Here is a 25,527-nt window from a genome sequence, read left to right on the forward strand (position 1 = left end):
CTGATTGATAAACCAAGATAAGGCCCATGGACGAAATCGCAGCTAGCCTCGACGGTATCGAACAGATGCCCCTGCGCCGTTTCACCGAATCGGCGTACCTGAACTACTCCATGTACGTTATCCAGGACCGCGCCCTGCCGCACCTGGGTGACGGCCTCAAGCCAGTGCAGCGGCGCATCGTCTACGCCATGAGCGAGCTGGGCCTGAGCGCGACGGCCAAGTATAAGAAGTCGGCCCGTACCGTCGGTGACGTGCTGGGTAAATACCACCCCCACGGCGACAGCGCCTGCTACGAAGCCATGGTGCTGATGGCCCAGCCCTTCTCCTACCGCTACCCGCTGGTAGACGGCCAGGGCAACTGGGGCGCGCCGGACGACCCCAAATCCTTCGCCGCCATGCGTTACACCGAGTCGCGGCTGGCCAAGTTCTCCGAGGTGCTGCTGTCTGAACTTGGGCAGGGCACGGTGGACTGGGTACCCAACTTCGACGGCACCCTGGACGAACCGGCAGTGCTGCCGGCCCGTCTGCCCCATGTGCTGATCAACGGCACCACCGGCATCGCCGTGGGTATGGCCACCGACATTCCCCCCCATAACGTGCGGGAGCTGACCGCCGCCTGTGTGCACCTGCTGGCGCACCCCCAGGCAACGGTGCCGGACCTGATGCAGTACGTGCCCGGTCCCGACTACCCCACCGAGGCCGAAATCATCACCCCGGCCAGCGATCTACTGAAGATCTACGAAACCGGCCGTGGCAGCGTCAAGATGCGCGCCAAGTACGAGGTGGCCGACGGTGAAGTGGTGATCTCCGCCCTGCCGCACCAGGCCAGCTCCGGTAAGATCCTCGAGCAAATCGCCGCCCAGATGCAGGCCAAGAAGCTGCCTATGGTCTCGGACCTTCGCGACGAGTCCGACCATGAAAACCCGGTGCGGCTGGTGATAGTGCCCAAGTCCAACCGGGTGGACATCGACGCCTTGATGGCGCACCTCTTTGCCACTACCGATTTGGAAAAGAGTTTTCGGGTCAACCTCAACGTCATCGGCCTGGACGGCCGGCCCCAGGTCAAACCCCTGAACCTGATGCTGAGCGAGTGGCTGCAATACCGCACCAATGTGGTGACCCGCCGCCTGCAATATCGCCTGGACAAAGTGGAAGCCCGCCTGCACGTGCTGGCCGGTTTGTTGATTGCTTTCCTCAATATCGACGAAGTCATCCACATTATCCGCACCGAAGACGAGCCCAAGCCGGCGCTGATGGCCCGCTTTGGCCTCTCGGAAAAACAGGCCGAAGCCATCCTTGAGCTGAAACTGCGCCACCTGGCCAAGCTCGAAGAGATGAAAATTCGTGGCGAGCAGGACGAACTGGCCAAAGAGCGGGACGAGCTCAACCGCCTGCTGGGCTCCGACAAGGCCCTCAAGGCCTTGATCAAAAAGGAACTGGAAGCCGACGCCAAGACCTATGGCGACGAGCGCCGCTCCCCCCTGGTGGTGCGGGCCGAAGCCAAGGCCTTGACCGAAAAGGAACTGATGCCCACCGAAGCGGTAACAGTGGTGCTGTCCACCAATGGCTGGGCCCGTACCGCCAAGGGCCACGATATCGAGCCGGAGAACCTGAGTTACAAATCCGGCGACGGCTTCAAGGCGGCAGCGCGCGGCAAGAGCAACCAGCCGGTGGTCTTTATGGACAGCTCCGGGCGCAGCTTTGCCTGCGACGCCTTCGCCCTGCCGTCGGCCCGTTCCCAGGGCGAACCCCTTACCACCCGTTTTAACCTGGTGGCCGGGGAAACCTTCGACCAGGTGCTGCTGGGCGAAGAGCAGGATCTGTACCTGCTGGCCTCCGACGCCGGTTACGGCTTTATCTGCAAGTTCAGCGACATGGTCAGCCGCCAGAAGAACGGTAAGACTCTGGTGACCCTGCCCACCGGTGCCAAGCTGCTGCCCCCCATCAAGGTGCCAGCCGGGGAGGGCAAGCAGGTGCTGGCCATCACCAACGAAGGGCGCATGTTGCTGTTCCCCCTGGCTGACCTGCCGGCCCTGGCCAAGGGCAAGGGCAACAAGATCATCTCCATTCCCAGCGCCCGCGCTGCCAGCCGTGAAGAAGTGCTGCGCCAACTGGTGATACTGCAACCCGGCGACAGCCTGGTGGCCTATGCCGGCAAGCGCAAGCTGACCCTGAAACCGGCCGACCTGGAGCATTACATCGGAGAGCGGGGCCGCCGTGGCGCCAAGCTGCCCCGTGGCCTGCAACGGGTGGATTCGGTGGAAGTGGAAAGCGGGGCTGCCAGCAGCAGCGAAGAAGAATAAGAAAAGGCGCCGTCAGGCGCCTTTTTCATAACCGGCCATCAACAGCGGCCAGTGTTGGTCCTGTTGCCAATGGAACTGGGGTAGTTTGGCCTTTTCCTTGTTAAAAGAGCGCAGCAGCCGGGCCAGGTTGTCTTCCTTCCAGACCCCGTCGGCCTTGAGGGTGCCCCGGTCAAAGTCGATGAGCCACAGCTTGCCGTCCTCGGCCATCAGGATGTTATGGCTGTTGAGGTCGGCATGGTAGACACCGGCGTCATGGAAGCGGCGCACCAGGGCGCCAATGGCCTGCCACTGGTGGTCGGTAAGGGGTTGCTGGCTGAGCCAGGCCACCAGATCCCTCGCTGCAGGCAGCCGCTCGATAAGGATATCCCCCCGGTAACGCAGCCCCAGCCGCTGCACGTGCACCGCCACCGGCCTTGGCACCGGCAGGCCTTGCTGATGGAGCTTGGCCAGCAGCCGGAACTCGGCCACCGGCCGGGTTTTTTCGATGCCGGTGTAGAGATAGCTGTCTTTAATCAGCTTGCCTACCAGGCCGCCCCGGCGGTAGTGGCGCAGCACCCACTGGGCCTGGCCCTGACGCACGAAATAGGTGGTGCCACGGCCATGGCTGACGCCGGTGACGGCGTCCCTGTCCTGCCAGTAACGGGGGCTGAATTCGTCCGGCCCCACCTGGGGCAGGAGCCGTGGATTGTGCAACAGGAAATGGCGACGGCTCCAGAATTGATGCTGGTTGTCCATGCTGGCCTCGAATGCTGGGGCGGCCATTGTACATCAGCAAGTTAGCCCTGCATAATGACCGCCTCTTGCCTCGGAGCCACCATGAAGTCCATCTGTATCCTGCGCCTGTCCGCCATTGGCGACGTCTGCCACGCCTTGGCTTTGGTCAATGTCATCAAGGGGCGCTGGCCTGATTGTGTCATCACCTGGGTGCTGGGTAAGGCGGAGGCGCAGCTGATGGCTGGCCTCGATGGGGTGGAGCTGGTGGTGTTTGACAAGAAAGCCGGGTATCAGGGCATGAAGGCGGTTTGGCAACAGCTCAAAGGCCGCCGCTTCGAGGCCTTGCTGCACATGCAGATAGCCCTGCGGGCCTCGGTGCTGAGCCTGGGCATCAAGGCAGAGCGGCGCATCGGCTTTGACCGCAGCCGCGCCGGTGAGGGCCAATGGCTCTTTACCCGGGAAAGCATCGCCAAGCCCCAGGGCCTGCATGTGCTGGACAACTTCCTGGAATTTGCCCGCCACCTGGGCATTGAAGACCCCAAACCCAACTGGTCCCTGCCGCTGCCCCAGGCTGCCAAGGACCAGGCTGCCGAGCTGCTGCCGGCTGGCCAGCCCAGCCTGGTGATCTGCCACAGCGCTTCCAAGGCGCAGCGTTCCTGGCTGGCTGATCGCTACGCCGAAGTGGCCGATTGGGCCGCCAAGGAAGGGATCAGGGTGCTGCTGTGCGGTGGCCCCTCCCCAGCGGAGGTCGCCTTGGGCCAGGCCATAGAAGCGGCGGCAGACAAGCCCCTGGTCAACCTCACCGGCCAGACCGACCTGAAAACCCTCTGGGCCCTGCTGGGACGGGCCGATGCGGTGTTGGCGCCGGACACCGGCCCTGCCCATATGGCGTCCAGCCAGTTCACCCCCACTGTGGGGCTCTACGCCCATTCCAACCCGCGCCGCACCGGCCCCTATAACCATCTGCAGCTGGTGGTAAACCGCTATGACGCCAATATCCTGGCCCAGACCGCCAAGCCCTGGCAGCAGCTGCCCTGGGGCAAAAGAGCCAAAGGTGACCATCTGATGGCCGGCATAGGGGTGGATGAAGTGATAGACAGACTCAAGCGTATTTTGCTTGGGTAAACAGCTGTTCGCTCATCGGAGGTGCATTAGTCCGCTGAGCCGCTATAATGCTGGCCGCTTCATTGCCAGGTAATGCCATGCTTGCTCTTGTCCGTCTGTTGCTGCTCGCCCTGTTTTTCCTGCTGGTGTGCGTGCTGGGCTCCCTCTATTGCCTGCTAAGGCCTTTTAACCCCAACCACGTGTGCCGGTTCGCCCACCTGTTCGCGGCTTTCGCCCCGGTGCTTGGGATCCGTATCCGTATGGAAGGGCAGGAGCATGCCCAGAACGGTACCGCCGTCTTTATCGGTAACCACCAGAACAGCTGGGACCTCTTCACTGCCTCCAAGGCGGTAATGCCCCGCACCGTTACCATCGGCAAGAAGAGCCTTAAGTGGATCCCCTTTTTCGGGACCCTCTATTGGCTGACCGGCAATATCCTTATCGACCGCAAGAACTCGGCCAAGGCCAAGGGCACCATAGACGAAGCGGCCCGGCGTATCCGTGAAGAAAAGCTGTCGGTGTGGCTGTTCCCCGAAGGTACCCGCAGCTACGGCCGTGGTCTGTTGCCTTTTAAAACAGGGGCTTTCCATACCGCCATTGCCGCCGGTGTCCCCATAGTGCCCATAGTGGTGTCCAGCCTGGACAATATCCGCCTCAACCGCTGGAACAACGGCGAGGTGCGGGTCCGTTACCTGCCTGCCATCAGCACTCAGGGGCTGGAGAAGGGCCAGGCCCGCGCCCTATCCGAGCAGTGCCACCAGCAGATGAGCCAGGCCCTGGCCGAACTCAACGGCTAAGGCTTTATTTCTCTAGGACAACAGTATAAGGTTGCGCAGCCGTGCAACCTTAAGGACGCCCTAATCTCATGGAAGACAACAAGTTAGCCTCTTTTAAAGGCCTTATTACCCCGCGCCGCGTGGTCACCGCCCTGGGCCTGCTGCTGGCCCTTGGCATTGCCAACAGCTCGGTGCTGATGACCGATGCCGGCTACACCTATGTGCATCAGAACAACCTCACCGGTGAGTTGGATGTGTTCACCGAGCCCGGCATCCACTTTCGCATGCCGTTCTTCTCCAAGATCACCCGTTATGACCAGGTCGTGACCGTGTCCTTCGGCAACAGCCAGGGGGAGGAGTTCTTCCAGCGCCTTGACCCCCTCCATGTGCGCTTTGCCGACACCTACACCGGCCAGGTACCGGCCACCTTCCGCTTCAAGTTGTCCCACAACCCTGACGCAGTAAAGAACATGCACCAGGAGTTCCGCTCCAACGACAACCTTATCGACACCCTGCTGGTGAAGAACGCCCGCAACGTCACGGTGATCACCTCCACCCAGTACACAGGTGAAGAGTTCTTCCAGGGGGGCCTGAACCAGTTCAAGGCACAACTGGCAGACCAGCTCAGCAACGGTGTCTACACCACAGAGCGGCGCCAGGTGGAAGTGGAGCAGGTGGATCTGGCCCCGGTGGGCATGGACCAGGAAGACTCCAACAAGCTGCAACGCACCAAGCAATTGGTGTGGAAGACGGTGCCCATCCTCGACAAGGACGGCAAGCCGGCCCGCCAGAACAACCCCCTTAGCACCTACGGTATCCAGGTAACCCAGGTCACCATCGGCGACCCTGTCCCCGAAGCCCAGCTGGATAAGCTGCTCACCGACAAGAAAAAGCTGGTGGCTGAGCGGATCCGCACCATCCAAGAGCAGGAAACGTCCAAGGCCCAGGCCAAGACCGAGCAGCTGCGCAAGGAGATCCAGCGCACCCGTGAAGTGCAGGACGCCCAGCGTACCAAGGAGCTGGCGGTCATAGCCCAGCAAAAGGACGTGGAAGTGGCCCGCCAAATCGCCGAGCGGGAACTGGTGGAAGAGCGTAAGAAAAAGGACATCGCCACCCTGTCCAAGGCTAAGGAACTGGAGATCGCCAAGGCCAACCTGGCCATTCAGCAGGCCAACGCCGAGGCCGCCAAATTTGAAGCCCAGGCCATTCGCGCCAAGGGTAACGCCGAAGCCGAAGTGCTGGCGGCCAAGTACAAGGCCCTGGGTAGCTACAAGGACGTGTACCTGGCGGAAATGAACCGGGACGTGGCCCAGGTGCTCTACCAGAACCTGCCCAACTTCAAGGTGGATATGCCCCAGAACTACATCAACGGCACCGGCGCTGGCGGCTTGACCTCCAACCTGGACGTGATCACCGGCCTGTCGGCCCTGGGGCTGATGGAAAAGAGCAAGGATCTGGGTAAGCAGAGCGAAAAGGGCAGCAAATAAAGGCCGCAGATCTGCTAGGCTAACGCCATTCTGACTTGGAGGTAGTTATGTCCCTTGCCGCCCGCCTGGAAGCCCAACGCCAGGACAACCAGGATATCCTCGATACCCTGGTCGAAGACGGTGCCGACCTTGGCGACGAGTTCGTCGTAGAGCACCATTTTGCCAGCCCCAGCTTCGACAAGCTGGAGAAGGTGGCCGTGGAAGTGTTCAAGCTGGGCTTTGACGTTACCGACGCCGAGGAGTTTCGCGAAGGCCGCGTTACCCTGTTCTGCTTTGACGCCGTCCGCGAAGGCCCCCTGGTCATCGAAGAGCTCAACGAGGACACCGACACCCTCGTCAAACTGGCCGACCGCTTCGGCGTCGAATACGACGGCTGGGGCACCTTCTTCGGTGAAGAAGAAGATGACGAGTTCGACGAAGAAGACGACGAAGAACAGCACTGATAAAAGCCGGCGCCAGCCGGTTTTTTTATGCCCCGCCATTGTGATCCCTCCTGCAATTTCTGGCTATTTGCTGAATTAGTGACCAGCAGTCATTGGTTAAGACGGTGAGGGCCTACTAGCTTGGAAGGTGCCGTAACCAAGGGGCCTGACAGCCAGGCCCCCAAGCACTCAACCAATGGACGGGAAAACAATGAGAAGACTTCTATTGCTTATCGCCCTTGCGGTGGCCGCCTTACCGGGCGCCTATGCCGCCGAGGGCCTGGCCTTTGTTCATGGCACCGGCAAGCAGACCGACGCCTACAACGACTACTGGACCGGCGATTTCATCAACACGGTGCGCCAGGGGTTACCCAACCCGGCCAACTATGTGGTGATCAATTGCGACTTCGAGCAGTACATGTGGGACAGCGCCGCCGCCGGTTGCCTGGCCGGCCAGCTGACCAGCTTTATCAACGCCAAGCAGATCACCTCCCTGAAGGTGATCACCCACTCCAACGGCGGCAACGTCATGCGTTGGATCCTCTCCAACCCCACCTGGGACAGCCGCTACCCCGGCATTATCAGTAAAACCAGCCGGGTTATCGCCCTGGCCCCCAGCTCCGGTGGCACCCCCCTGGCGGACGCCGTGGTGGCGGGCAATGCCTTTGAAACCACCCTGGGTTGGTTGCTGGGCTACGCCAATGACGCCGTCGTCATGCAGCAGGTGTCCTGGATGGCCTCCTACAACGCCCAGTGGCTTTACGGCACCCCCGGCCGCCCGGCCTTGCCCAGCTACTTTGAAACCGTGGTGGGCTCGGACGTGGAATCGGCGGTTTGGGACAGTGACAGCTACTGCGGCGGCTACCAGAACCAGGTGGCCCTGGAGGTCACCCAAAACTGGCTGAACAGCTGCTCCGACGGCTTCCTCAATTGCAGCTCCCAATCCCTGGCCGGCAGCGTCTGGTTTACCGACACCAGCAAAACCAATGGCGGCGAGCCCCTGAGCCATCAGCAAAGCCGCCGCGACTGCTTCGGCCTGCCCACCTTGCTTAAAAACCGCATCTAGGAGCCAAGATGAACCATTTCAACCTGATGGCCGCCCTGGTGTTGGTGGCCGCCACCGCCCAGGCCGACCCTGTGGTCTACCAATATCCCAAGGCCCAGGCGCCCGAACAGGCCCTTGGCACCCTGGACAAGCAAAGCGACGAGTACTGGCAGGAAGTGACCGGTAAGGCGCTGCGCCAGGGGGTGCCCCTCTATATCAGTCAAGACAAGGCCCTGGTGCGGGTTGCCCCCAAGGCCCGTTTTGAAGGGGGCCAGGTGTTCAAGGCCAAGGGCCTGGACATCAACCAGCTGACCCTGGCGGACGCCAACGGCAAGGCCCTGGCCTTGGAGCGCCTTGCCGCCCAACAGGAAATGGCCAGTGCCGGCTTTGGCGACGGCAGTGTTGCCCTGCGGGTAGCCAAGGGCCAGGCCCGGCTCAGCAGCAGCCAGCCCCTCAATGACGACGACCGCTTCCTGGTCCACGTCAAGGAAAAGGGCTCGGCACACCTGCTGAGCGCCAGCAGCGACTTCACCCTGCCCCAGGGCACTAACCGTATCAAACTGGCCCTGAGCCTGGATGGCCAGGCCCTGGCCCCCGGCCAGGTGCAGCTGACCCTCACCAGTCCCAGCGGCCAGGTGGTGCCGGTCCGTTACGACGGTCGCTACCTGCGGCCCCAGGCACCCCTGGAGGAGATTGGTGCCCGCCATGGCTATTACCGGTTGGAAGTCTTTACCCAAAGCCAGGTGGCAGGGCAAACCCTGGCCCGCTCCCTGGCTTTGCCGGTAATGCAGACCCAGGAAACCGCCAGCGTCGGCGCTGTGCGCCTGGAACGGCTGGATGCGCAAACCCTGGTGGCCCATATCCCCCTTAAGGCTCGCCTTGACGGCCGCTTTGCCGTCAAGTCCACCCTCATCGGCCAGTACCAGGGTAAGGCTCTGGCCATCGGCACCACCGAAGTGGCCCAGGACCTGGCCGGCGGCGCCGACTTCGCGCTGCCTTTCACCCTGCCTCCCGGTGTCGAAGACCTGCGCCTGGACAACCTGGTGGTAACCGACCAAACCCGCATGCTAAAGCTCTACCCCGACCTAAAACCCAGCCTGCGCAACTGACCCCTAAGCCCACTTCGGTGGGCTTTTTTGTTTTCCCAAAGGGGTATTGAATCAATGCTATCTACCAGCGTCACTGGTATCGGCAATCGCCGTGATTTCGTGCGCCAATGGCGTTAGACGTCCAAACAGCCAGAGCCGTTGGTCTTGATTTAAAAGGTCGGCCTTGAGCCTCTACTTTCATAAATCAGTCCCCTCTCGTGCGCTATTGAGTAAAGGGAGCGGCCTTCGAGGCGGCAGTCAACATTGCTCACCGAGCCAAGTCTTCCCTAATGCTTGCACTGAGTTTGTTGAAGCGAGGGATAACCGCTTCTGGTGGCGGCGTATGCTGGACCAGGTCGTCCGTGCCTTTCTGAAAGGTTGTTATCTGCACCGCCATTAAAGGAGAGAGGGTGCCGCCCCGGTGTGCCAGGGCGAACCAGGCCCGCTCCTGCTCACCGGAGCCCGGTTTGGGATCCAGGCGCCAGCCTTCCAGTCCAGCCAGGCGCTTGCCAAGCTGGATTGGCTCGATAAATGCGGTTTTCTGCCACTTCTCGCTGTCGTAGCCAGGGCGGTAGTCGGTGTCGTAGGTGCCTTGCGTAGGCCGGGTCTGCCAGGGATCGTTGGCCGAGGCAGTGATCAGGGTGAAGATCACATTGGGCGTGCGGGCGAAGCGCAGGCTGTTCTTGATGCTGTAGGCGGTCTTGCCATCGTCGGCGATAAAGCCATAGGGAAAACAGAAGCCCGGCCCTTTGGGCACCTCATACAACTTGCGCGGCTGAAAACGTGCCATCAGCGCCTTGATACGCTCGGCGGAGTCGGGGCCGGCCTTGGAGAAACCGAAGTAGTAGACTCGATTATTGCGCCAGAGCAAGACATCTGAGGGAGAAACCTCATCCCCTAGGAAATAGGCGTCGGGGATACCAAGATCAAAGTCGTAGACTTTCGTTAAAGGTATCTGGCGTTCGACTTCTTCTATGTTTTTGGCAAACCGCTCTACAGCCTCCCTGGTGGTCTTAGTGTTTTCCCTGCTATGAAGCGCTTTTAACTCATCAAGGGCGCTTCTTTTTCTGGCCGCCTCTTTTATCAGCTCCTCTTGATGTAGGCGGGCCGTGCCTCTGATATACCGGGCAGCGCCATCGAAGGTGTCGCGTTCGACGATATCACTTACGCGGATAGTCAAACCGTCATAGTCATAACTACCCACATCCCCTTTGGCCGTGACCTTGGGGGTAAATATATGCCCACCCCATCCATCGGTGATTCTGTCAGTGCGTTGGCCATCATAGGTTGCCCATTGCATGTCCTCCGGCACATCGAAGGTCGTGCGCCCAAGGCATTCTTGTCGAGGCACATCGGCCAGTGCCATAGCTGTGGGGATCACCAGACCAAGGCTCAGATATCGGGACAAGCTTTTCATATTTTGAACAACGAAGGCGTAAAGACTGCTGCACAGTTTATTTGATTTATGGGCTTTGGGGTCAAATGAGATCCACCTGGTATCTATACAGTGCATATGGGTTCAAGTGGCCATAGGGTATGGCGATTTTTCCGTCTTATTGTTTTTGATTTGTCGTTCAATTTCTTGCTCAAACCTGCATCCCAACAGGTGGCTTGCTCGGCTATGAGGAGCGCTGATCCATAAAGCCGAAGGGTAGGAGATGGCTTTATATTGTTGACCGCTTCCAGCGGCTCCAGGTCTCTTGGGGGAGGTCGGTGTGCCGAGGTTATCGCTGGCTGGAAATCTGAACCCAAAGCCAGGCGGTGGGGTAGGTGGCCATCGACAATACCGAAGTAGCCCAGGCACTGGCGAGCAGAGCCGATTTCGCGCTGCCCGTCACCCTGCCCCTGGACAACCTGGTGGTCATCGGCCAAGCCCGCATGCTAAAGCTATATTCCAAACTAAAACCCAACCTGGGCAACGGACCCCAAAGCCCACTTCGGTGGAACCTTCTTATGCCTGCTGAAATATGTCGGCCTATCTGCTGTCAATTTTCTAATGGCTGTTAAGCACTCTTTTTCCAAGCAGATAGCTCTCTATTTGAAACACTCTTGCCTTGCCTTACATCAATGGATATGGCCCTTTAAGCATAGGGATAGTGTGCAATGAATTTCCAAGATATGATGAGTGCAATGGACAAAGTAACATCGATTACTGATGGATTATAAAGTAAAAAGATCTGGTTCGAGAGCGGCTTTCGTAGCTGACAAGATCTCGTAGAGATACACTACAAGCTAGTTCCACTTACCTGATAGAATGGCTGATGTAATAAAGCAAAGCTATTGGTTTTAGTCATTGGGTTTAGCTATCATGCCAACCTCACTTTTTTCTGTAGCGACCTAGTCGGTGAGTGCTGGCTAGAGCATTAGCTCTTGTGATCGCCCTGTAACTTTTAGATAAAGAATGAGGTTTTACATATGAAATACGCGGCTGCTGTCTCTCTTCTTCTTAGCTTTAGCGCTTTTTCTGCAAGCTATTCGGAGATCTCATTTGTATCAGGGCTGACTGTTGGTGGAGGTTATGTTCGAGTTAAGCTTGAGAACATGAAGGAGGCAGAGGGATGTAAAATAAGTAAATTTTATTACTTGCAACCTAGTTCTAATCAAGAAATATTTTCTAGTCTTCTGGCAATGAAAGCAGCAAAGCAAAAAGTGTCGTTTCAATTGTCGGGTTGCCAGAACGATATGCCTGTTATTACCCATATGTACATGTGCGACACGGATTTTTGTAATTAAATCACTGCCAGTTTTTCATGCTTGCTACTATTCCTTGTCTAACGATGGCATTGGCTTAGGGGGGAATCTCTGAACATCCTCCGTGTTCCCTCCGTCTATATGCGGATAACAGCTGTAACATAGGCTCTGGATGCCAGACGCTGTCGAAAGCTTGTTCCTATCAGGGGTGTTGGAAGAAAGTAGCGCGTCTAAAAGGCAAGTGTATTTAGTTCCACTGCTGGTAAGGAATCTTTAGTAATTTCTTGGTAGTGAGTGTTTACATTTTTTGTTTGGGCTTACAAGAGGATTGATTTCTTGGCTAGTCTATAAGACCCTGGTAATGTGCAACGAATAGGGATGTTCAAATGAAAGCGTCTTCTGCGCTAGCAACTTTGCTGCTATCACTCGCTTCTTTGCCAGTTAATGCCTGGGATGGCACTGTTCCTGGTAAGGTGTCAAAGATTGATTTTTCGCCAGACCAATACAGTGTACGCGTCTATTTAGATGGCCTGTCGAAATTATGTGGTAATACCAATCCCTGGGCTTATTTCAGCGAGTCAGATGCTAACTATCCAGCTTTCGTAAGTGCCTTGCTTGCTGCCAAGGCGACGAAAGCCCCTGTCATCCTTTACTCCACGGCTGATACCGATACTGGTTACTGCCATATCGGATATTTAGTGGTGCAATAATGCAGTCCAATCCATCAATTTGGTTATCAATGCTGTCACCTTGTCCTAGTGCGCTAAACGTGCGGTCTTCTCCCTAAATCCTGGAAGTCGATATCTTCTTTGGTGATCTCAATCTGTGGCCAGGGTATGGCCAATGGCATTCCATAAACGGAAAAGAAAAATGAATAATGTCTCTCGACTCTTCTTGCTCTCCTTGTTGGGTGTGGTGTCTTCCTCGGCTGCGGCATGGACCACCTACAAGCAAGGGAATGATTATTACGTTCGGGCGGATGAGCAATTAGCGATTATTCATGCTTCACCGGTGATACCCATTCCGTTTAGGAACCCGGCCGGTGCCATGAAATTGGTTCTGGTGGATGGGCAATGGCAGTTGGTAGCCATCAGTGATGCCGACTGGAACGCCCTATCCGACAGCCTCACTGTGGCGGATGTCAGTGTGGTTGAGGCCGACTTTGACGGCGACTTGGAAAATGACTTACTGCTGCTGGCCAAAGGGATCGGTGGTGACAGCTTTGTGATAGGCGGCAACTATAGCCGCCTTCAGCATTTTAACGGCACACAATTAAATGCCAGCCTGGTTGCTGGCGCAGATTTTAATGGTGATGGCCAATATTCTGCAGATGAACTGAACGCGGTTATCAAAAATAACCACATTCCCAGCACTCCGGCGACAGCGAATGCGATTGGGTTGACGGGCGGGCAGTTCCGGGTTGATGAGTCAGGTAACGCCACCTATTCGGTTAGCCTGACGGTTCCGGCGGGGCGCACCCAGGTGCAACCGTCGGTGGCGCTGAGTTACAGCAGTGGCAACCATATGGATGGGCCTCTGGGCGTTGGTTGGAGCCTAAGTGCAACTTCCAGCATTCACCGTTGCCCGAAAAACATCGCCCAAGAGGGCAGCATCGACGGCGTCACCTATGGAAAGGCAGACCGGCTGTGCCTGGATGGCCAAAAGCTGTTCGTAAAAGGCGCAGTAACGCAGCGGCCTGGCCCAAATGATGATAGCTATTGGCAGGCCGGGCGCACGTACGTCACGGAATTGGCCTCTGGCGCCGAAATCAAAGCGGTAGGGAACGTTGCTGACGGCTCCGGCTATTTTGTGGTGGAGACCAAAGCGGGCGAGAAACAGTACTACGGCCGGCGCAGTGAGGCTAATGCCAAGCTGTGGACAGCGCCTACCAATCCAAACGCCACTAGTACAGTGTCAGCATGGCAACGTGACGTAGTAGCCGACGTTAAAGGCAATGCCATCCTCTACGACTATGACGCACCGATGCCAGGTGAGCTTCAACTGAAGAAAATCACCTACACCGCCAAGGTCAGCAGCCAGGGTTTGGTGACTGAGTCCGGTGGTAACACCGTGCTGTTCCAATATGCCCCGCGCAACATCACCAGCTCATTACTGTCTGGTGGCAACGTAATGAACAAATCACAGCTGCTGACCAACATCCTGGTGTATGACGACGCGCAGCTGTCACGAAGCCTGAATCTCTATTACGACAGTGCCGAGACGTTAGAGGAATCAACGGTTGTCACCGCCATGCAGGAGTGCGTGTCGGGTAACAGCTGCTTACCAGCCTTGAGTTTTGATTGGCAGCGCAGAGCAATTGGAGGGCCGTATAACCAATTCTTCCAGTCACCTCAATCGCTGACGATAAGTGGCGGCAACGGGGAGCGCGATTACAACTATTTGTTGGACTTTGATGGCGATGGTAAGACAGACCTGCTTTACCTATCGGGTGGTCGTTGGTACTTCCGTTCCAATAAGACAGGCAGCGCCGTTGCATTGACATTGTTGACAATTTCAGAACCAGAGAAAATAAAATTTATTGACTGGAACGGTGACGGTACACAGGACATTCTTGCCAGTATCGGTGGGCATTGGACGGTATTGTATTACGCGCCAGCGGAAAGTCGAGTAATCGATGGTTGCATTGTAAACAATCAACCCTGCGTCGTAGCCTTCGAAATTGAAAAAACGAAGTCTTATGACCTCGGCATTCCTTCATCCGGGAAGGAAGGAAGTACCCTTGTTGCAGACTTTGATGGAGATGGTCTGCAGGATATTATCGAAATTACAAACGGTATAGTCTATGGATACCGTAATGTTCTCCAAGAAGGCAAGGGCTTTGCTAGTTCCAATAAATTGATGTTAACTAAGAATAATTCTCAAGTTAATTACATGGAGACGGATAAGTCTTTAAGCATTCGAGATGACAATTTGAGTTTGGTTGACTTCAATGGTGATGGGTTAACCGATTTGTTGGCATCATATGAGACCGTCGAATATAGATGTCAGGATGCTCCTAGGCCGGATATCACTAATGAAGAAATGTGCAGTAATTATAGAAAAACCGGAGCGTACTGGGAGAGACAAGCTAAGAAGTGGGTTGGTGTTTTTATAGGGAATGGTAGTGGTTATAATGATGCCGCTCCTATTATTTTAACGGAAACCTCCTATACAAGTGACAAAAGGCCGCGAGCGGTAGTCTCGAGTAACTATAAACTTTCAATCCCTGCTGACTTTAATGGGGACGGGTTAACGGACCTTTTGTACAGAGCGGACGGAAAGTGGAAATATTGGCTCTCTCTCGGTAATGGTGATGGTATTGAAGGGGTCGTTGACCTCCCTATTGATGATGACAATGCCTATAAAGTGAAGGTGGCTGATATCAATGGTGATGGCCGCAGCGACATTATTTATTCAACATCAAATAATGGAGCTTATGTTGCCTTTGCTTACGCTCCGGCGACCGAGCCGGGTGATGTAGGGGGGTTGGATTTTTCACGGCGTCTTTATCAATTGAACCTCAAGTTGGATGACTATCTCCAATTTGCCGATGCGGACAATGACGGCTTAGTGGATGCGGTCCACGTTTACAGCGGCAGTTTGTCCATTAACTACAATAGCCGCCAAGGTCAGCAGAGCGATGTCATTACCGGCTTTAATACCGGTACCAGGGCGTTAGGCACCCAAACCCATGTGACCTACAGCACCCTCAATGACGCCACCGTCTATACCGCCACCGATTCCAACAATGCCACAGCCGACGGGGTCACGCGCCGTTTGGGGCGGGCACCGATGGCGGTGGTCAAACAGGTGGATTCAGACACCCCTAGCGGTGAGACAGTCAGTGTCGGTTACCAATACGCAGGTGCGCTACTGCACACCCAAGGGCGGGGCTTTTTGGGCTTTGAGGCACTGAGCGCCACCGATTTGCAGCGGCATGTATCTACCACAACTTATTACCATCAGCGCTTCCCCTTGACCGGAATGCCCAAGAGTACTGGCCGCCGCTTGAGTGACGGTACCCTGCTGAGCGAGTCGTATACCTATTACCCACAATCCTTAGTGGCGCCACTGCCGACCGACCATGCCGGTTTTCAGAGCAAGCTCAATACCTACGTCCAGAACGTCAGCGGCCCCAATGGCTACGTTGTTTACCCCTATTACACCCGCGATGTGAACTACGAACTGGATGGCAGTGGCAAGAGCACCACAGAGCAAATCACCCACCAGGACTTTTACGGCAACCTGCTGTACAGCGCCAGCGCGGTCTACGACTCAAGCCTGTCGGGGACTTTTTATAAAGAGACCTTCAATGACTACAGCGACAGCCGCTTTGGGCGCTTGAGTTGTACGGCCGCAGTGGACACCCGTCCCGGTGGCCGGCCCTTGGGGGCAAGCAACAGCTGTGGTGCCATGGCAAGTGGTGCCGATGCGGCTGGCAAACATATCACCAAGGTCAGCCACTTTACCTATAACAGTGACTTGATGCTGAAGTCGGAGCAGGTCGACGGCCTGTACAGCAAAACCTACGACTACGATGGCTATGGCCATGTCATTAAGGCGGTGACCCAGTCGCTGGTGCCCGGTGAAGAGGCGATAAGCCGCACTGAGCAGGCGGTATATTCCAAGCGTGGTTTGGTGGACCACAAGACGACCTTCGGCACCGACCGCAATGGCGTGCAGACCCCGGCGATGACCAGCCGCAGCGAATACAACGGTACCAGCGCAGCGGCGGTGTCTGGGCGTATCACCCAGGTCACCAGCATCAGCCCTAATAATGTGCGCCAAAGCAGTTTTGTCGATGCCTGGGGCCGCCAGGTACAGACCCAGAGTGCCTACGGCAAGAGCCAATATGTAACCTATGGCAGCTGTGGCAGCTGCCCGGCAGGGGCGGTGTATGTTGAGCGCCGTTACGGCGACGGCGCCCCGCAGCAATACCGGTATTTCAATAAGTTTGGTTTGGTGGTCCAGGAAGCGGGCCAGCGTCTGAATGGCAAGTATGCTGTTGTTCAGACTTTCTACGACAAGTTCGCCCGGGCCTGGAAAGTCACCGAACCATTTGAGGAGTCCTCGCCGCAAGGCGTCAATGCCTCTGCACCTTTCAATACGGTGGAGTATGACCTGCTGGACAGGCCCATTGTCCAAACCGGTCCGCGTGGCGGGGTTAGTCGCATGGGCTACAGCCTGAGGCAAGTGGTGCAGACCAATGCCCTGGGCCACAAGGTGCTGTCCAAAACCAACGCCAACGGCGAAACGGTGCAGACCATCGATGATGCCGGCCAGGTTGTCTCGAAGACGGTCAGTATCGATAACGACGGTGTGGTCACCAGCACCCGTGTCCAGGCCCTGTTTGGGAAGGACAGCAGTGCCCGGACTGTGGAGGTCTCCCGCAGCCACATCAATGTGCAGGGGCAGGCGGATTGGAGTGCAGACCTGAGTAAAGGGGCCAGTGCCTCACGGTATGACGGCCTTGGCAATATGGTGGCAGCCTGGGACCTCAAGGCTGGTGTGGGTGCCAACCTGGATACCCAGGTTGTGGTTGCCCAAAGTGCCTTGGCGGGCCAGCCAGGAGTGGGTATCGATGACCGGCTCTGGATAGCCTACGACGGCCTGGGCCGAAAGTTGGCGCAAAAGAGCAGTGGCAACGGTGAAACGGTGACCCAATGCTGGGTGTACGACCGCGCCGCCAACGGTTTGGGTAAGGTCGCCAGTAGCTGGCAGGCGCGCCAAGCTGGCAACGACCTCACCGCCACCATTAATTGTACGGCAGCCGGCAGCAGCGAGTGGGTGGAGAGCTACCAATACAACCGCTATGGCCAGCCGGTGCTGACCAGCACCACCATTGACGGCACCGTTTATAGCGCAGGGCAGAGTTATGACAGTTATGGTCGCCCTTACCGCCAGTCCTTCCCTGGCGAAGCCAAGCTGGGCGCCGAGTATGTCTATAACAATCTGGGCTTCTTGGTTGAGCGCTATGAATTGGCGGAAGCCAATGCCACCGGTACGGCGGTGGAAGGTAGCCGTGGCCCCTTGATTGACCGGGTCACCATGCAGGATGCCCGAGGCAACATTAAGCGCAAGGAGCTGGGCAATGGTCTGGTTAACTACCGTGCCTTTGATAATACCAGCGGCTTTATCGCCGGCCTCTACGTGCAAAACAGCAGCAACACCATACTGCTCTCCGAGGCGTTTACGTTTGACCTAGTGGGTAACCTGACCAACCGTAACTGGGAAAACAATGCCCTGTTGTTCGGCGGCAGCTGGGACAAACGGAACGAGACCTTTAAATACGACAACCTAAATCGCCTGACCGAGTCCCTGACCGAGTCCCTGGCCGTGCAAAGCGGCGGTACCCTTAGCGCCCTGACGCAGGTTGAGACCTATCGTTATGATGGCGCTGGCAACTTCTTGGAAAAAGGCGCCATCAAGGACTACGCCTACAAGGCTGCCAACCCCTACCAAATGGTCCATGCCAATGGCCGTGACTACAGCTACGACAACAACGGCAATGTAACCAGTGATGGCGTACGCCAGTTTCACTACAACATGGCTGACCGTGTAACCAAAATCACCAAGGGCAACAGCGTCACCGAATACCGCTATGGTCCGGGGCAAGTGCGTTTCGCGCGCACCGACACCCGGGTGGTGGACGGTAAAACGGTGGTGATCAAAACCCTCAGCCTGGGGTCTATGGAGCGGGTAACCGAAACCGAAGGGGGGGTCGTTAAGAACGACAAAGAGCGGTACGACCTGGGCGATGCTATTGTCACCCGCCACTTGGTGGCCGAAGGTAAGGCCAACAGCAACACCGAACGCCATTACCTGCACAAAGACCACCAGGGCTCGGTGATTGCCATCAGCGACAGCCAAGGGAAGATAACCGAGCAGCGCCTTTACGACGCCTGGGGCAAAGTGGCGATGACCGTCACCAGCCAAAGTGCTAACCCGCTGCTGTGGTTTACCCAGGTGGTTACCAACCGAGGCTATACCGGCCATGAGATGCTGCCCGATATGGATCTGATCCATATGAACGGGCGGATTTATGACAGCACCCTAGGCCGCTTTATGCAGGCCGATCCCTTCGTGCAAGCGCCGGGTAACCTGCAGAACTACAACCGCTACAGCTATGTCATGAATAACCCCATGACGCTAACGGATCCCAGTGGGTTCTTCTTTAGCGGATTGAAGAAGTTCGTCAAGAAGTATTGGCGGGTAATTGCTGCAGCGGTTATTACATATTTTACAGCTGGAGCTGCGTCTGGTTGGGTTGCTGGGTGGGCTGCTACTGGAACGGCCGCTAACGCCATCGCAGCCGGTGCCATCGCTGGTGCAGTGGGCGGCTACGTTGCAACAGGATCGTTAAGAGGAGCATTGACTGGCGCTATAACAGGCGCGGCTTTTGCTGCGGCGGGGTCATATTTTCAAAACGTAGGTCAGGCACAAAGTAATTACAATGCCTTCGCAGATCCTGATTTCCAACTGAATATTAACTCAGCTGGCCTTACCTCTAGCCAGGTAGCCGGAAAGATTGCTGCTAATGCGATGGTTGGTGGGGTCTCATCCGCAATGAATGGCGGTAAGTTTGGTGATGGCTTTTTAAGTGCAGGAGTAACTCAAGCCGCTGGGCCACTCTTAGACGGTATCGACTCTTCTAATGCCGGAATGAGCTTAAAACGTGTTACTGCTGCAGCTGTGGTTGGTGGGACTACATCGGCATTAACAGGTGGTAAATTCGCTAACGGCGCGGTTACGGCGGGCTTTGTATACGCGATGAGAGAGGCAGCATCTAAAATCCACCCACAACCAAAACCAAACATAACTGGTAGCGATAAAGTTGCATTTGTTGGTGGTGCGGCGGACAACACATTTGGTGCTCATGCCGTTAAAGGCAAGTATGAAGATTACATTGATCTTCATGGTGAAGATAGCGCTAGATATTTCGAATGGACGGATGCCGACAAACTTTCAACTTATGTTGCTGACAATCATGGAAGAGTCACGATTGTCGCACACAGCTATGGCGCCGATGAGGTTGGGCACCTGGTAGCTGGCGGTATGCAAGTCTATAAGCTTGTCACCGTTGACCCTGTCGGATGGACCCGGCCGAACATGCAGGCCATAGCCAATAATGCTGTGATCTGGAATAACTACTATTCAACCGGCAGCATGTGGAGTTCTATGAACAATGTTATATCCACTGTTGGTGGGGCTTGGAACTCGTTGCCGTCTGGCTATGCAACAAGTAACACCCCAAGCGGCCTGGAACACGTTGCTATTTGCTACATATATTGCCGGCCATGAGGGATCGAAGTATGAAAATGAACAGCTATCTTTTTAAACTGGCCATGATTGTCTTTTTGTCGACATTGTTTGGCTGTGCGATTAGCTCCCCGGAAGATTTAAGGGTTGAAAAACTTAGCTTGGCCAAGGTCACTCCAGAAACAAAAGAGGAAATTGATTATGGTCGTTATGTGGATGAAGACGGTAGTTTTTATCGGCTAAGATTAGAACTGTCTACAGATACTGATTTGGTAAAGTTGGGCCAAGAATATCACTTAATTTATCAACCTTATTTTTGTGAGCGTTCCGATTACAAAGTGCATATGAGTAGAGGGCAATTGTATTGGAGCGGGAAGGATGTGCAGGGATTAGGATTATTAATGGAGTATGGCAGAGAAGAGGTTCCAGAAGGGAGTATTTCAAAAGAACCTGAATACCAAACAATACGATCGGTCGATAAGGGAAAAAAACAGCGAAATGCCGAAGAAAACCTTGGTTCTGATAGTGCTGATGAGCGTCATATCTATACCATGTACTTAGGGCTTTATTCCCCAGAAGTTGAAAGTTGGAAAAAGAACTCAGGCAGTAGCCACCAAAATGAGTTTGAGGCATATGATCTGGTCGTTCAGCCGGAAGATGTGTGTATCGTTATTGAAGGTCGAATGCAGCTTGGTGGTGGTTTCCAATCGAACGTAGTGAAAATTGACAGGGGAATGATCAAGACGGTGTTGAATGGAATGGAGCCTGTCACCCTTAAAGAAAAATAGAAATATAAAGAGGAGGCAACTGAAAAAGAGTCTAAAAACTGAAGAAACTGAAGAGGACACCCATCTTCAGTTTCTTGAAATTTCAGTAAGTTAGTACGTTAGTGAGGGTTAGAGTGTGAAAGGACGTTTAACCGTTAACAGCGAGCCATGCAGTCTAAACCAGTATAAGAAGTGGCTCCTACTATCATTGCTTTTAACTTCAACGGTTTCTCATGCCGCAGGCGTGACGGGGCTAGTGAAAAGGATCTACCCTAATGCGTTGGGGGAAGTTTATTTTCAGTTAAAGGCTGATAGCTGTAATAGTGATTATAAATACTATCAGTTTGACGGGAAAACTGAGGCGGGTAAGTTGTGGTATAGCCTGCTACTGTCCTCTGCAACTACAGCCAAAATTGTGAAGATTCGATTTGATGGCGACGATCAGCCATGCAATCCAGACCAGAATAAGAGGGTATCTTACCTTTATGTTGACTATGACTAACCTGATCAAGCGGTTATTATTGCTACCTTTTTTATGCTTATCACTTTCCAGCATGGCAACAGAGTCTATGAATAGTGGGTATATAAAAGGCTTGTCCTATCGGAGTGGGTGGGTAACATTCAGGGTGGTCGATGGGGCCGGTATTAATCAATGTGAGCCATGCCCAACCGATCCTGGTGCTTTGGGGACAGGGCGTTGCTGGATACCGGAACAAAGGGCTGCTCAGCTCAGCTTGTTATTGAGTGCCCTTGCTATGGGCAAGAAGATTAATGGCCGTGTCTATGCTAAGGAGAGCAATTGTGAGATCTACCAAATGTCCATTGAAGACTAGCCTTCTTCTTTTTTTTCTATCATTTTCTGCTCTTTCTGATTCATACGATGGCTGGTCAGACCCGAACACCATAGCCAGCATCCGTGTATATTCTGTTAATCAAGTTTTGGTGACCATGAGCTCGGCCGCCAACCCCGGTAACTGTGATGACACGTCCTACTTGTCCCTTTATAACCCAGATAGCGAGAGTGGTAAACGTGCCTACTCGGCGCTGTTGACTGCTTATGCGGCAGGCAAAAAGGTTAACTTAGCTTTGGCTGGGTGTACTGGAGGTGGCACTCATGGTTGGCCGATCATTCAACAGGTTTGGTTGCAATGAAAATGCATCGTATCTTTATGGTAGGTCTACTCTGCGCCTTTAATGCTAATAAGGCGATTAGCGAAGAATTATCCACAACAACTAAAATAAAAAGCCTCTTCATGGGGCCTAGTTACCCCAGTCTGGTTTTTATTGCTGTCAAGGATAGACCTACCCAAGTCCGACCTTCTCACTGTGAGGAAAATGTAAACTTTGACTTTGTTTTGGATTTAAAGGCCGATTCAGGAAGAGAGTATTACTCAGCTCTGTTGACTGCGAAGGCGTCCAATGCAACGGTAAGGTTGCAGTCCTACGATAATTGTAATCTCTACCCTAGCGTACCCCAAGTGAAGAGCATCTGGCTTAAATAAGGAGTTTGATATGCGGATATGGGTGCTACTGATCACTTTGTTTTCTCCGACTCTTGCATGGGCCGATACCATGTGCAAAGGCCAAGTGAACGATCTTGTTGTTTCTCGAGGCGGCGTTGTGCTCTTAAGTGGGCCGGGAGATATAAAGTCAGCATATATTTGTTCAGTGGTGAGCAAGAATAATAATGTCGAACCGGAAGCCTGTAAGGTTATGTACAGTACATTATTGGCTGCGAAGCTAAGTGATCATGATGTTATTGTAACTTTTAATCCGGAAATCACAGATTGTTCAGCAGTTCCTTCTTGGAAGTGGGCTGTAGGTTTTAATTGGGTTTATATTACAAAGTAATGTTCTTTCATAATATCTGAGAAAGTATTATGGAGAACTCTTTTTTAGAAATTATTTTAAAAAAACTGCCGTGTTGAGCTAGAGAAGCTTTCCTCATTTAGTTGGGTGGTTTTTCGTTATATCTCGAATGCTTACCAAGAGTTAAACTTGGATGCGTCTGTGTCCTTGATATCTATTGAAGGGTTGATTCTATCAGGTAAGCCATCAACAATTATTTTGACGAAATTGATGTACTAGTAAAAGGTTCTGTTAGGGTTATTGGAAAGCTTCGGCTGTAAGCTTGATTTAGGGTTTAATGGCAATCTCGTTCCATATATCATCATGGATGGGAATTGTATTCACCCACTATTGAGCTGGTGGTATTTCATAATGTATAGTCAGTGTGGTGCTATCGTTATGTTTCATTATTTCCGGTGGAGACTTCTTGTGAAATTTTCTGTATTACTCTTTTCTGCGATTGCTTCTATTCCCTGTTTCGCTGGCCAGTGGTCAGAAGCAACACCAGTAACAAAGATATTTCCTCACTCTACTTTGAATGAGAAAGGAACTGTCTACTTTTCTTTCGCGCAAGTTATCAATCCAGGCAGTTGTAATCAGAGCGGCCAGGTGGCATTACTCAAATCCAACCAACTGGAATCTGAGATTTATTCACTCTTGCTATCAGCTTTTATGGCAGATAAAAAAGTCACTTACTATGCAGAAGGCTGTGACGCTCTGGGGTATCCTGTGATGCTGCATGCGGCTGTCTCCCAGTAATGGCGGGCCTTCTTTGAATAATGAGGGCTTAAAATCTGTCGCACAGTTTATTTGATCTATGGTCATCGGAATCAACCTGATATCAAAAAAACAAAGGACCCCCATCCTTTGCGTAACCATGAAGCTCGAATTCGAGGTGTGTCGACGCTGCCATATGAATAGCGTCCGATAATGCTTACTTCGCTGTGATATCGAGTGTTGCTGCTAAAAACGCAAGTTTGAGGTGAGCGGGACGAGCAGCAAGCATTGGGGGCGTAGAAACGGGGGTATGGATGCGCGTTCACCGTTACAGGTCAGCTTGCCAGCCTGGTAACGGCTGACCAACAGCGGTAGCGAGAACAGCTGCTCCCAGCGACTTATAACAGCCTCATCGTCTAACGCTTCTGCGGCTTTCGCATCGCCATGCATTACCAGATAGTTTTAGCGACTACGCCCGCACCTACATAAGATTTACCGCTCGGCCCGGTACCTGAGTTCGGTGGGTTTTAATGTGTTGAAAGATTGAGTTTGCCTTCTGCTGGAATAAAAAAGCCGCCTGAGGGCGGCTTTTCTGATGGCGTTTGGGGGCGTTGGTATAAACTTAGCTTCTCTGTACCGACGGTTTGTAAAGCCGGGACTACAAAGGCCATCCCTGGCCTTAGCCCCAAGGGACATCGTCGCTTCGCTCCGATGTTCAAACCTGCCCCATTGAGCTTTGTCGCATCAGCGGCGCTCCACGTAAAGTGGGCCCAAAGCGGGTAGCTTGGTTACCCTTCGATTTTTTGAGTACAAAAGTGGGAATCCCATATTGATACTCATATTGTTATATTATTGAACTCATTGTTTGCGCTTCTGAAAGCAATTTTTCACAGCGCAGTCAATAAATGTAAAGCCCATGTCGCCAATATGAGTTAAGCAGTCATGTCGCCTGTCGACGAAGGGTATGGCGATGAGCTGAAAACGCAGTGTAGACCTGCGTCAGTCATGGCAACTAACGGCCTTATGAAAAGGGGTGCATAAGCGCTTCTTGGGAAGAATCACAATGGAACTGCCTTTGCTCACCAATGATAAAGCTCGCCTTCCCTCTGTCGCTCGCTGGGGTGTCATGTTGCCACTACTCAGTACGCTGCTTATTGGCTGCGGTGGCGGTGGTGATGGCAGTACAGAGACGACACCCGACCCTGAGTCAGAACCGGGGGGGGCGACGGTAACGCCGGTTCCGGAAGATCAAAATCCACCAACATTAGAAGCGCCTGCTCTCAATAGCGCGGTGCTGTTGCCCAAAGCCGGTGGCCCCTCATTACCACCGCCGCCGGATAGCTTACGGTTGCCGGCAGATTTTGTGTTTAGCTCATCGCAACGCCAGTCCGCCATGAGCGCTGCGGCAGCAGTAACGGATGCGGAGGTGGTTACGCCTGTGGCAGTCAGTTCTTCTGGCGATGAGAACGACACCAATACCGCCGCAAAAGCCATTGATGGTGATTTACAAACCCGTTGGGAAAGCGCCTGGAGTAACACAGCGACTGACCCCGACGCGGCGTGGCTGCAGTTTGATTTTGGGAGCAAGACCGCCATCGGTTACATGAAACTGCAATGGGAACGCGCCCATGCAGCGGAATATGCGGTGTATATCTCTGACGATGCCCAAACCTGGTATCAATTGCGTTATGTGGTCGGTTCGCAGGGGGAGACCGAGCAGTTTTACAACTTGGGTATCTACGCCCGTTATCTGCGTTTACAGGGGATAACGCGATCAACCCAGTATGGCTACTCACTGTTTGAGGCCGAATTTCGCGCGCCAACTGCCGAGAATTCTCTGCCCACACTGCAAACTTCAGCCGTGTCTGTGCCGATGTCGGGTGAGGGGCTAACCCCTCTGCCACAGTTTGACGAGCCGATAGAATCCACCCAGTTTTCCTTACCCGACGGCCGCTTGGTAACACGCTTTGGTATGGTTGGCCGCTCTCGCCATGCCCGTGAACGCGGTGAAGACTGGAACGAGATTGGCTATGGCGTGAATGACACCGTGGATGCGGCGGGTAATCCCCGCGACAAAGGGCCGGGGGCGCATCTTAATTTTGTGGCCAACTATTTTCAGTTTCGTACCTGGGGCGTGGAGATCATCGACGACAGCCATGTCGCCGGGGTGACCCATCCCAAGTTAGTGGTTAACCAATATTTTCAACAGCCGCAAAAAGGCGGCGGGCATGTCTTTGTTCGTGGCTTTGATAATCCCTATGTGACCGGTTATGGCTGGGTGAGCCCGGGGGGTTTGCTGGATGACT

Annotated in this window: 17 protein-coding genes; 15 read left to right on the top strand and 2 right to left on the bottom strand. The window is 54.4% G+C overall.

The window, feature by feature from the left end; all coding sequences use genetic code 11:
* The first annotated feature begins 26 nt into the window (after window positions 1-26).
* Window positions 27-2,303: a DNA topoisomerase IV subunit A gene (gene parC, locus B3C1_RS14230; RefSeq protein ID WP_008485668.1), complete on the top strand. Its 2,277-nt coding sequence runs from the start codon at window positions 27-29 to the stop codon at window positions 2,301-2,303.
* Between the two features lie 12 nt (window positions 2,304-2,315).
* On the opposite strand, the gene B3C1_RS14235 is transcribed toward parC, so the two are convergent.
* Window positions 2,316-3,065 carry a 3-deoxy-D-manno-octulosonic acid kinase gene (locus B3C1_RS14235; protein ID WP_008485669.1) on the bottom strand — a complete coding sequence of 250 codons (750 nt, stop codon included), beginning with the start codon at window positions 3,063-3,065 and terminating at the stop codon, window positions 2,316-2,318.
* Window positions 3,066-3,119: 54 nt separating this feature from the next.
* Between B3C1_RS14235 and B3C1_RS14240 the strand changes: the two genes are divergently transcribed.
* From B3C1_RS14240 to B3C1_RS14265, 6 genes are all read left to right on the top strand, one after another.
* Window positions 3,120-4,142: a glycosyltransferase family 9 protein gene (locus tag B3C1_RS14240; protein WP_008485670.1), complete on the top strand. Its 1,023-nt coding sequence runs from the start codon at window positions 3,120-3,122 to the stop codon at window positions 4,140-4,142.
* A 77-nt stretch (window positions 4,143-4,219) separates the two neighbouring features.
* Entirely contained in the window at window positions 4,220-4,918 is a 699-nt protein-coding gene (locus B3C1_RS14245) for a 1-acylglycerol-3-phosphate O-acyltransferase (protein ID WP_008485671.1), read from the top strand.
* Between the two features lie 68 nt (window positions 4,919-4,986).
* Window positions 4,987-6,384 carry an SPFH domain-containing protein gene (locus tag B3C1_RS14250; protein ID WP_008485672.1) on the top strand — a complete coding sequence of 466 codons (1,398 nt, stop codon included), beginning with the start codon at window positions 4,987-4,989 and terminating at the stop codon, window positions 6,382-6,384.
* A 47-nt stretch (window positions 6,385-6,431) separates the two neighbouring features.
* Complete coding sequence (gene rraB, locus B3C1_RS14255) at window positions 6,432-6,827, top strand: ribonuclease E inhibitor RraB (protein WP_008485673.1); 396 nt, start codon at window positions 6,432-6,434, stop codon at window positions 6,825-6,827.
* A gap of 190 nt (window positions 6,828-7,017) precedes the next feature.
* Complete coding sequence (locus B3C1_RS14260; RefSeq protein WP_156804554.1) at window positions 7,018-7,872, top strand: hypothetical protein; 855 nt, start codon at window positions 7,018-7,020, stop codon at window positions 7,870-7,872.
* 8 nt (window positions 7,873-7,880) lie between these two features.
* Window positions 7,881-8,960, top strand: a complete 1,080-nt coding sequence (locus tag B3C1_RS14265; protein ID WP_008485675.1) for a DUF4785 domain-containing protein — start codon at window positions 7,881-7,883, stop codon at window positions 8,958-8,960.
* 247 nt (window positions 8,961-9,207) lie between these two features.
* Here B3C1_RS14265 and B3C1_RS20650 read toward each other — a convergent pair whose 3' ends face one another.
* Entirely contained in the window at window positions 9,208-10,356 is a 1,149-nt protein-coding gene (locus tag B3C1_RS20650; protein ID WP_237751000.1) for a T6SS immunity protein Tli4 family protein, read from the bottom strand.
* 998 nt (window positions 10,357-11,354) lie between these two features.
* Here B3C1_RS20650 and B3C1_RS20240 point away from each other — a divergent pair.
* The 8 genes from B3C1_RS20240 to B3C1_RS14285 form a co-directional block, all read left to right on the top strand.
* On the top strand, window positions 11,355-11,672 hold the full coding sequence (locus tag B3C1_RS20240) for a hypothetical protein (protein WP_156804555.1): 318 nt from the start codon (window positions 11,355-11,357) through the stop codon (window positions 11,670-11,672).
* Between the two features lie 344 nt (window positions 11,673-12,016).
* Window positions 12,017-12,340: a hypothetical protein gene (locus B3C1_RS20245; RefSeq protein WP_156804556.1), complete on the top strand. Its 324-nt coding sequence runs from the start codon at window positions 12,017-12,019 to the stop codon at window positions 12,338-12,340.
* Between the two features lie 160 nt (window positions 12,341-12,500).
* Window positions 12,501-19,931: an FG-GAP-like repeat-containing protein gene (locus B3C1_RS19890; RefSeq protein WP_192813385.1), complete on the top strand. Its 7,431-nt coding sequence runs from the start codon at window positions 12,501-12,503 to the stop codon at window positions 19,929-19,931.
* Between the two features lie 11 nt (window positions 19,932-19,942).
* Window positions 19,943-20,677, top strand: a complete 735-nt coding sequence (locus B3C1_RS14280; protein ID WP_008485678.1) for a hypothetical protein — start codon at window positions 19,943-19,945, stop codon at window positions 20,675-20,677.
* Window positions 20,678-21,457: 780 nt separating this feature from the next.
* The gene (locus tag B3C1_RS20250) at window positions 21,458-21,808 is read left to right on the top strand and encodes a hypothetical protein (protein ID WP_156804557.1); all 351 of its coding nucleotides are present in this window, start codon (window positions 21,458-21,460) and stop codon (window positions 21,806-21,808) included.
* A 360-nt stretch (window positions 21,809-22,168) separates the two neighbouring features.
* Window positions 22,169-22,507, top strand: a complete 339-nt coding sequence (locus tag B3C1_RS20255) for a hypothetical protein (protein WP_156804558.1) — start codon at window positions 22,169-22,171, stop codon at window positions 22,505-22,507.
* A 426-nt stretch (window positions 22,508-22,933) separates the two neighbouring features.
* Window positions 22,934-23,263, top strand: a complete 330-nt coding sequence (locus tag B3C1_RS20260; protein ID WP_156804559.1) for a hypothetical protein — start codon at window positions 22,934-22,936, stop codon at window positions 23,261-23,263.
* Between the two features lie 1,021 nt (window positions 23,264-24,284).
* Window positions 24,285-25,527 (top strand): discoidin domain-containing protein (locus B3C1_RS14285; protein WP_237751001.1); only part of this gene is annotated, 1,243 nt, incomplete at its 3' end.

Origin of the sequence: Gallaecimonas xiamenensis 3-C-1, assembly GCF_000299915.1 — a bacterium.
In the GTDB taxonomy this organism is placed as follows: domain Bacteria; phylum Pseudomonadota; class Gammaproteobacteria; order Enterobacterales; family Gallaecimonadaceae; genus Gallaecimonas; species Gallaecimonas xiamenensis.

Bases quoted from the DNA above. Each gene is read 5' to 3' on its own strand.
- B3C1_RS20245 (WP_156804556.1), top strand. From the start codon at position 12,017: ATGAAAGCGTCTTCTGCGCTAGCAACTTTGCTGCTATCACTCGCTTCT.
- B3C1_RS14235 (WP_008485669.1), bottom strand. From the start codon at position 3,065: ATGGCCGCCCCAGCATTCGAGGCCAGCATGGACAACCAGCATCAATTC.
- B3C1_RS14265 (WP_008485675.1), top strand. From the start codon at position 7,881: ATGAACCATTTCAACCTGATGGCCGCCCTGGTGTTGGTGGCCGCCACC.
- B3C1_RS14250 (WP_008485672.1), top strand. From the start codon at position 4,987: ATGGAAGACAACAAGTTAGCCTCTTTTAAAGGCCTTATTACCCCGCGC.
- B3C1_RS20240 (WP_156804555.1), top strand. From the start codon at position 11,355: ATGAAATACGCGGCTGCTGTCTCTCTTCTTCTTAGCTTTAGCGCTTTT.
- B3C1_RS19890 (WP_192813385.1), top strand. From the start codon at position 12,501: ATGAATAATGTCTCTCGACTCTTCTTGCTCTCCTTGTTGGGTGTGGTG.
- B3C1_RS14280 (WP_008485678.1), top strand. From the start codon at position 19,943: ATGAAAATGAACAGCTATCTTTTTAAACTGGCCATGATTGTCTTTTTG.
- B3C1_RS20255 (WP_156804558.1), top strand. From the start codon at position 22,169: ATGCGGATATGGGTGCTACTGATCACTTTGTTTTCTCCGACTCTTGCA.
- B3C1_RS14260 (WP_156804554.1), top strand. From the start codon at position 7,018: ATGAGAAGACTTCTATTGCTTATCGCCCTTGCGGTGGCCGCCTTACCG.
- parC (WP_008485668.1), top strand. From the start codon at position 27: ATGGACGAAATCGCAGCTAGCCTCGACGGTATCGAACAGATGCCCCTG.
- B3C1_RS20650 (WP_237751000.1), bottom strand. From the start codon at position 10,356: ATGAAAAGCTTGTCCCGATATCTGAGCCTTGGTCTGGTGATCCCCACA.
- B3C1_RS14240 (WP_008485670.1), top strand. From the start codon at position 3,120: ATGAAGTCCATCTGTATCCTGCGCCTGTCCGCCATTGGCGACGTCTGC.
- B3C1_RS14245 (WP_008485671.1), top strand. From the start codon at position 4,220: ATGCTTGCTCTTGTCCGTCTGTTGCTGCTCGCCCTGTTTTTCCTGCTG.
- rraB (WP_008485673.1), top strand. From the start codon at position 6,432: ATGTCCCTTGCCGCCCGCCTGGAAGCCCAACGCCAGGACAACCAGGAT.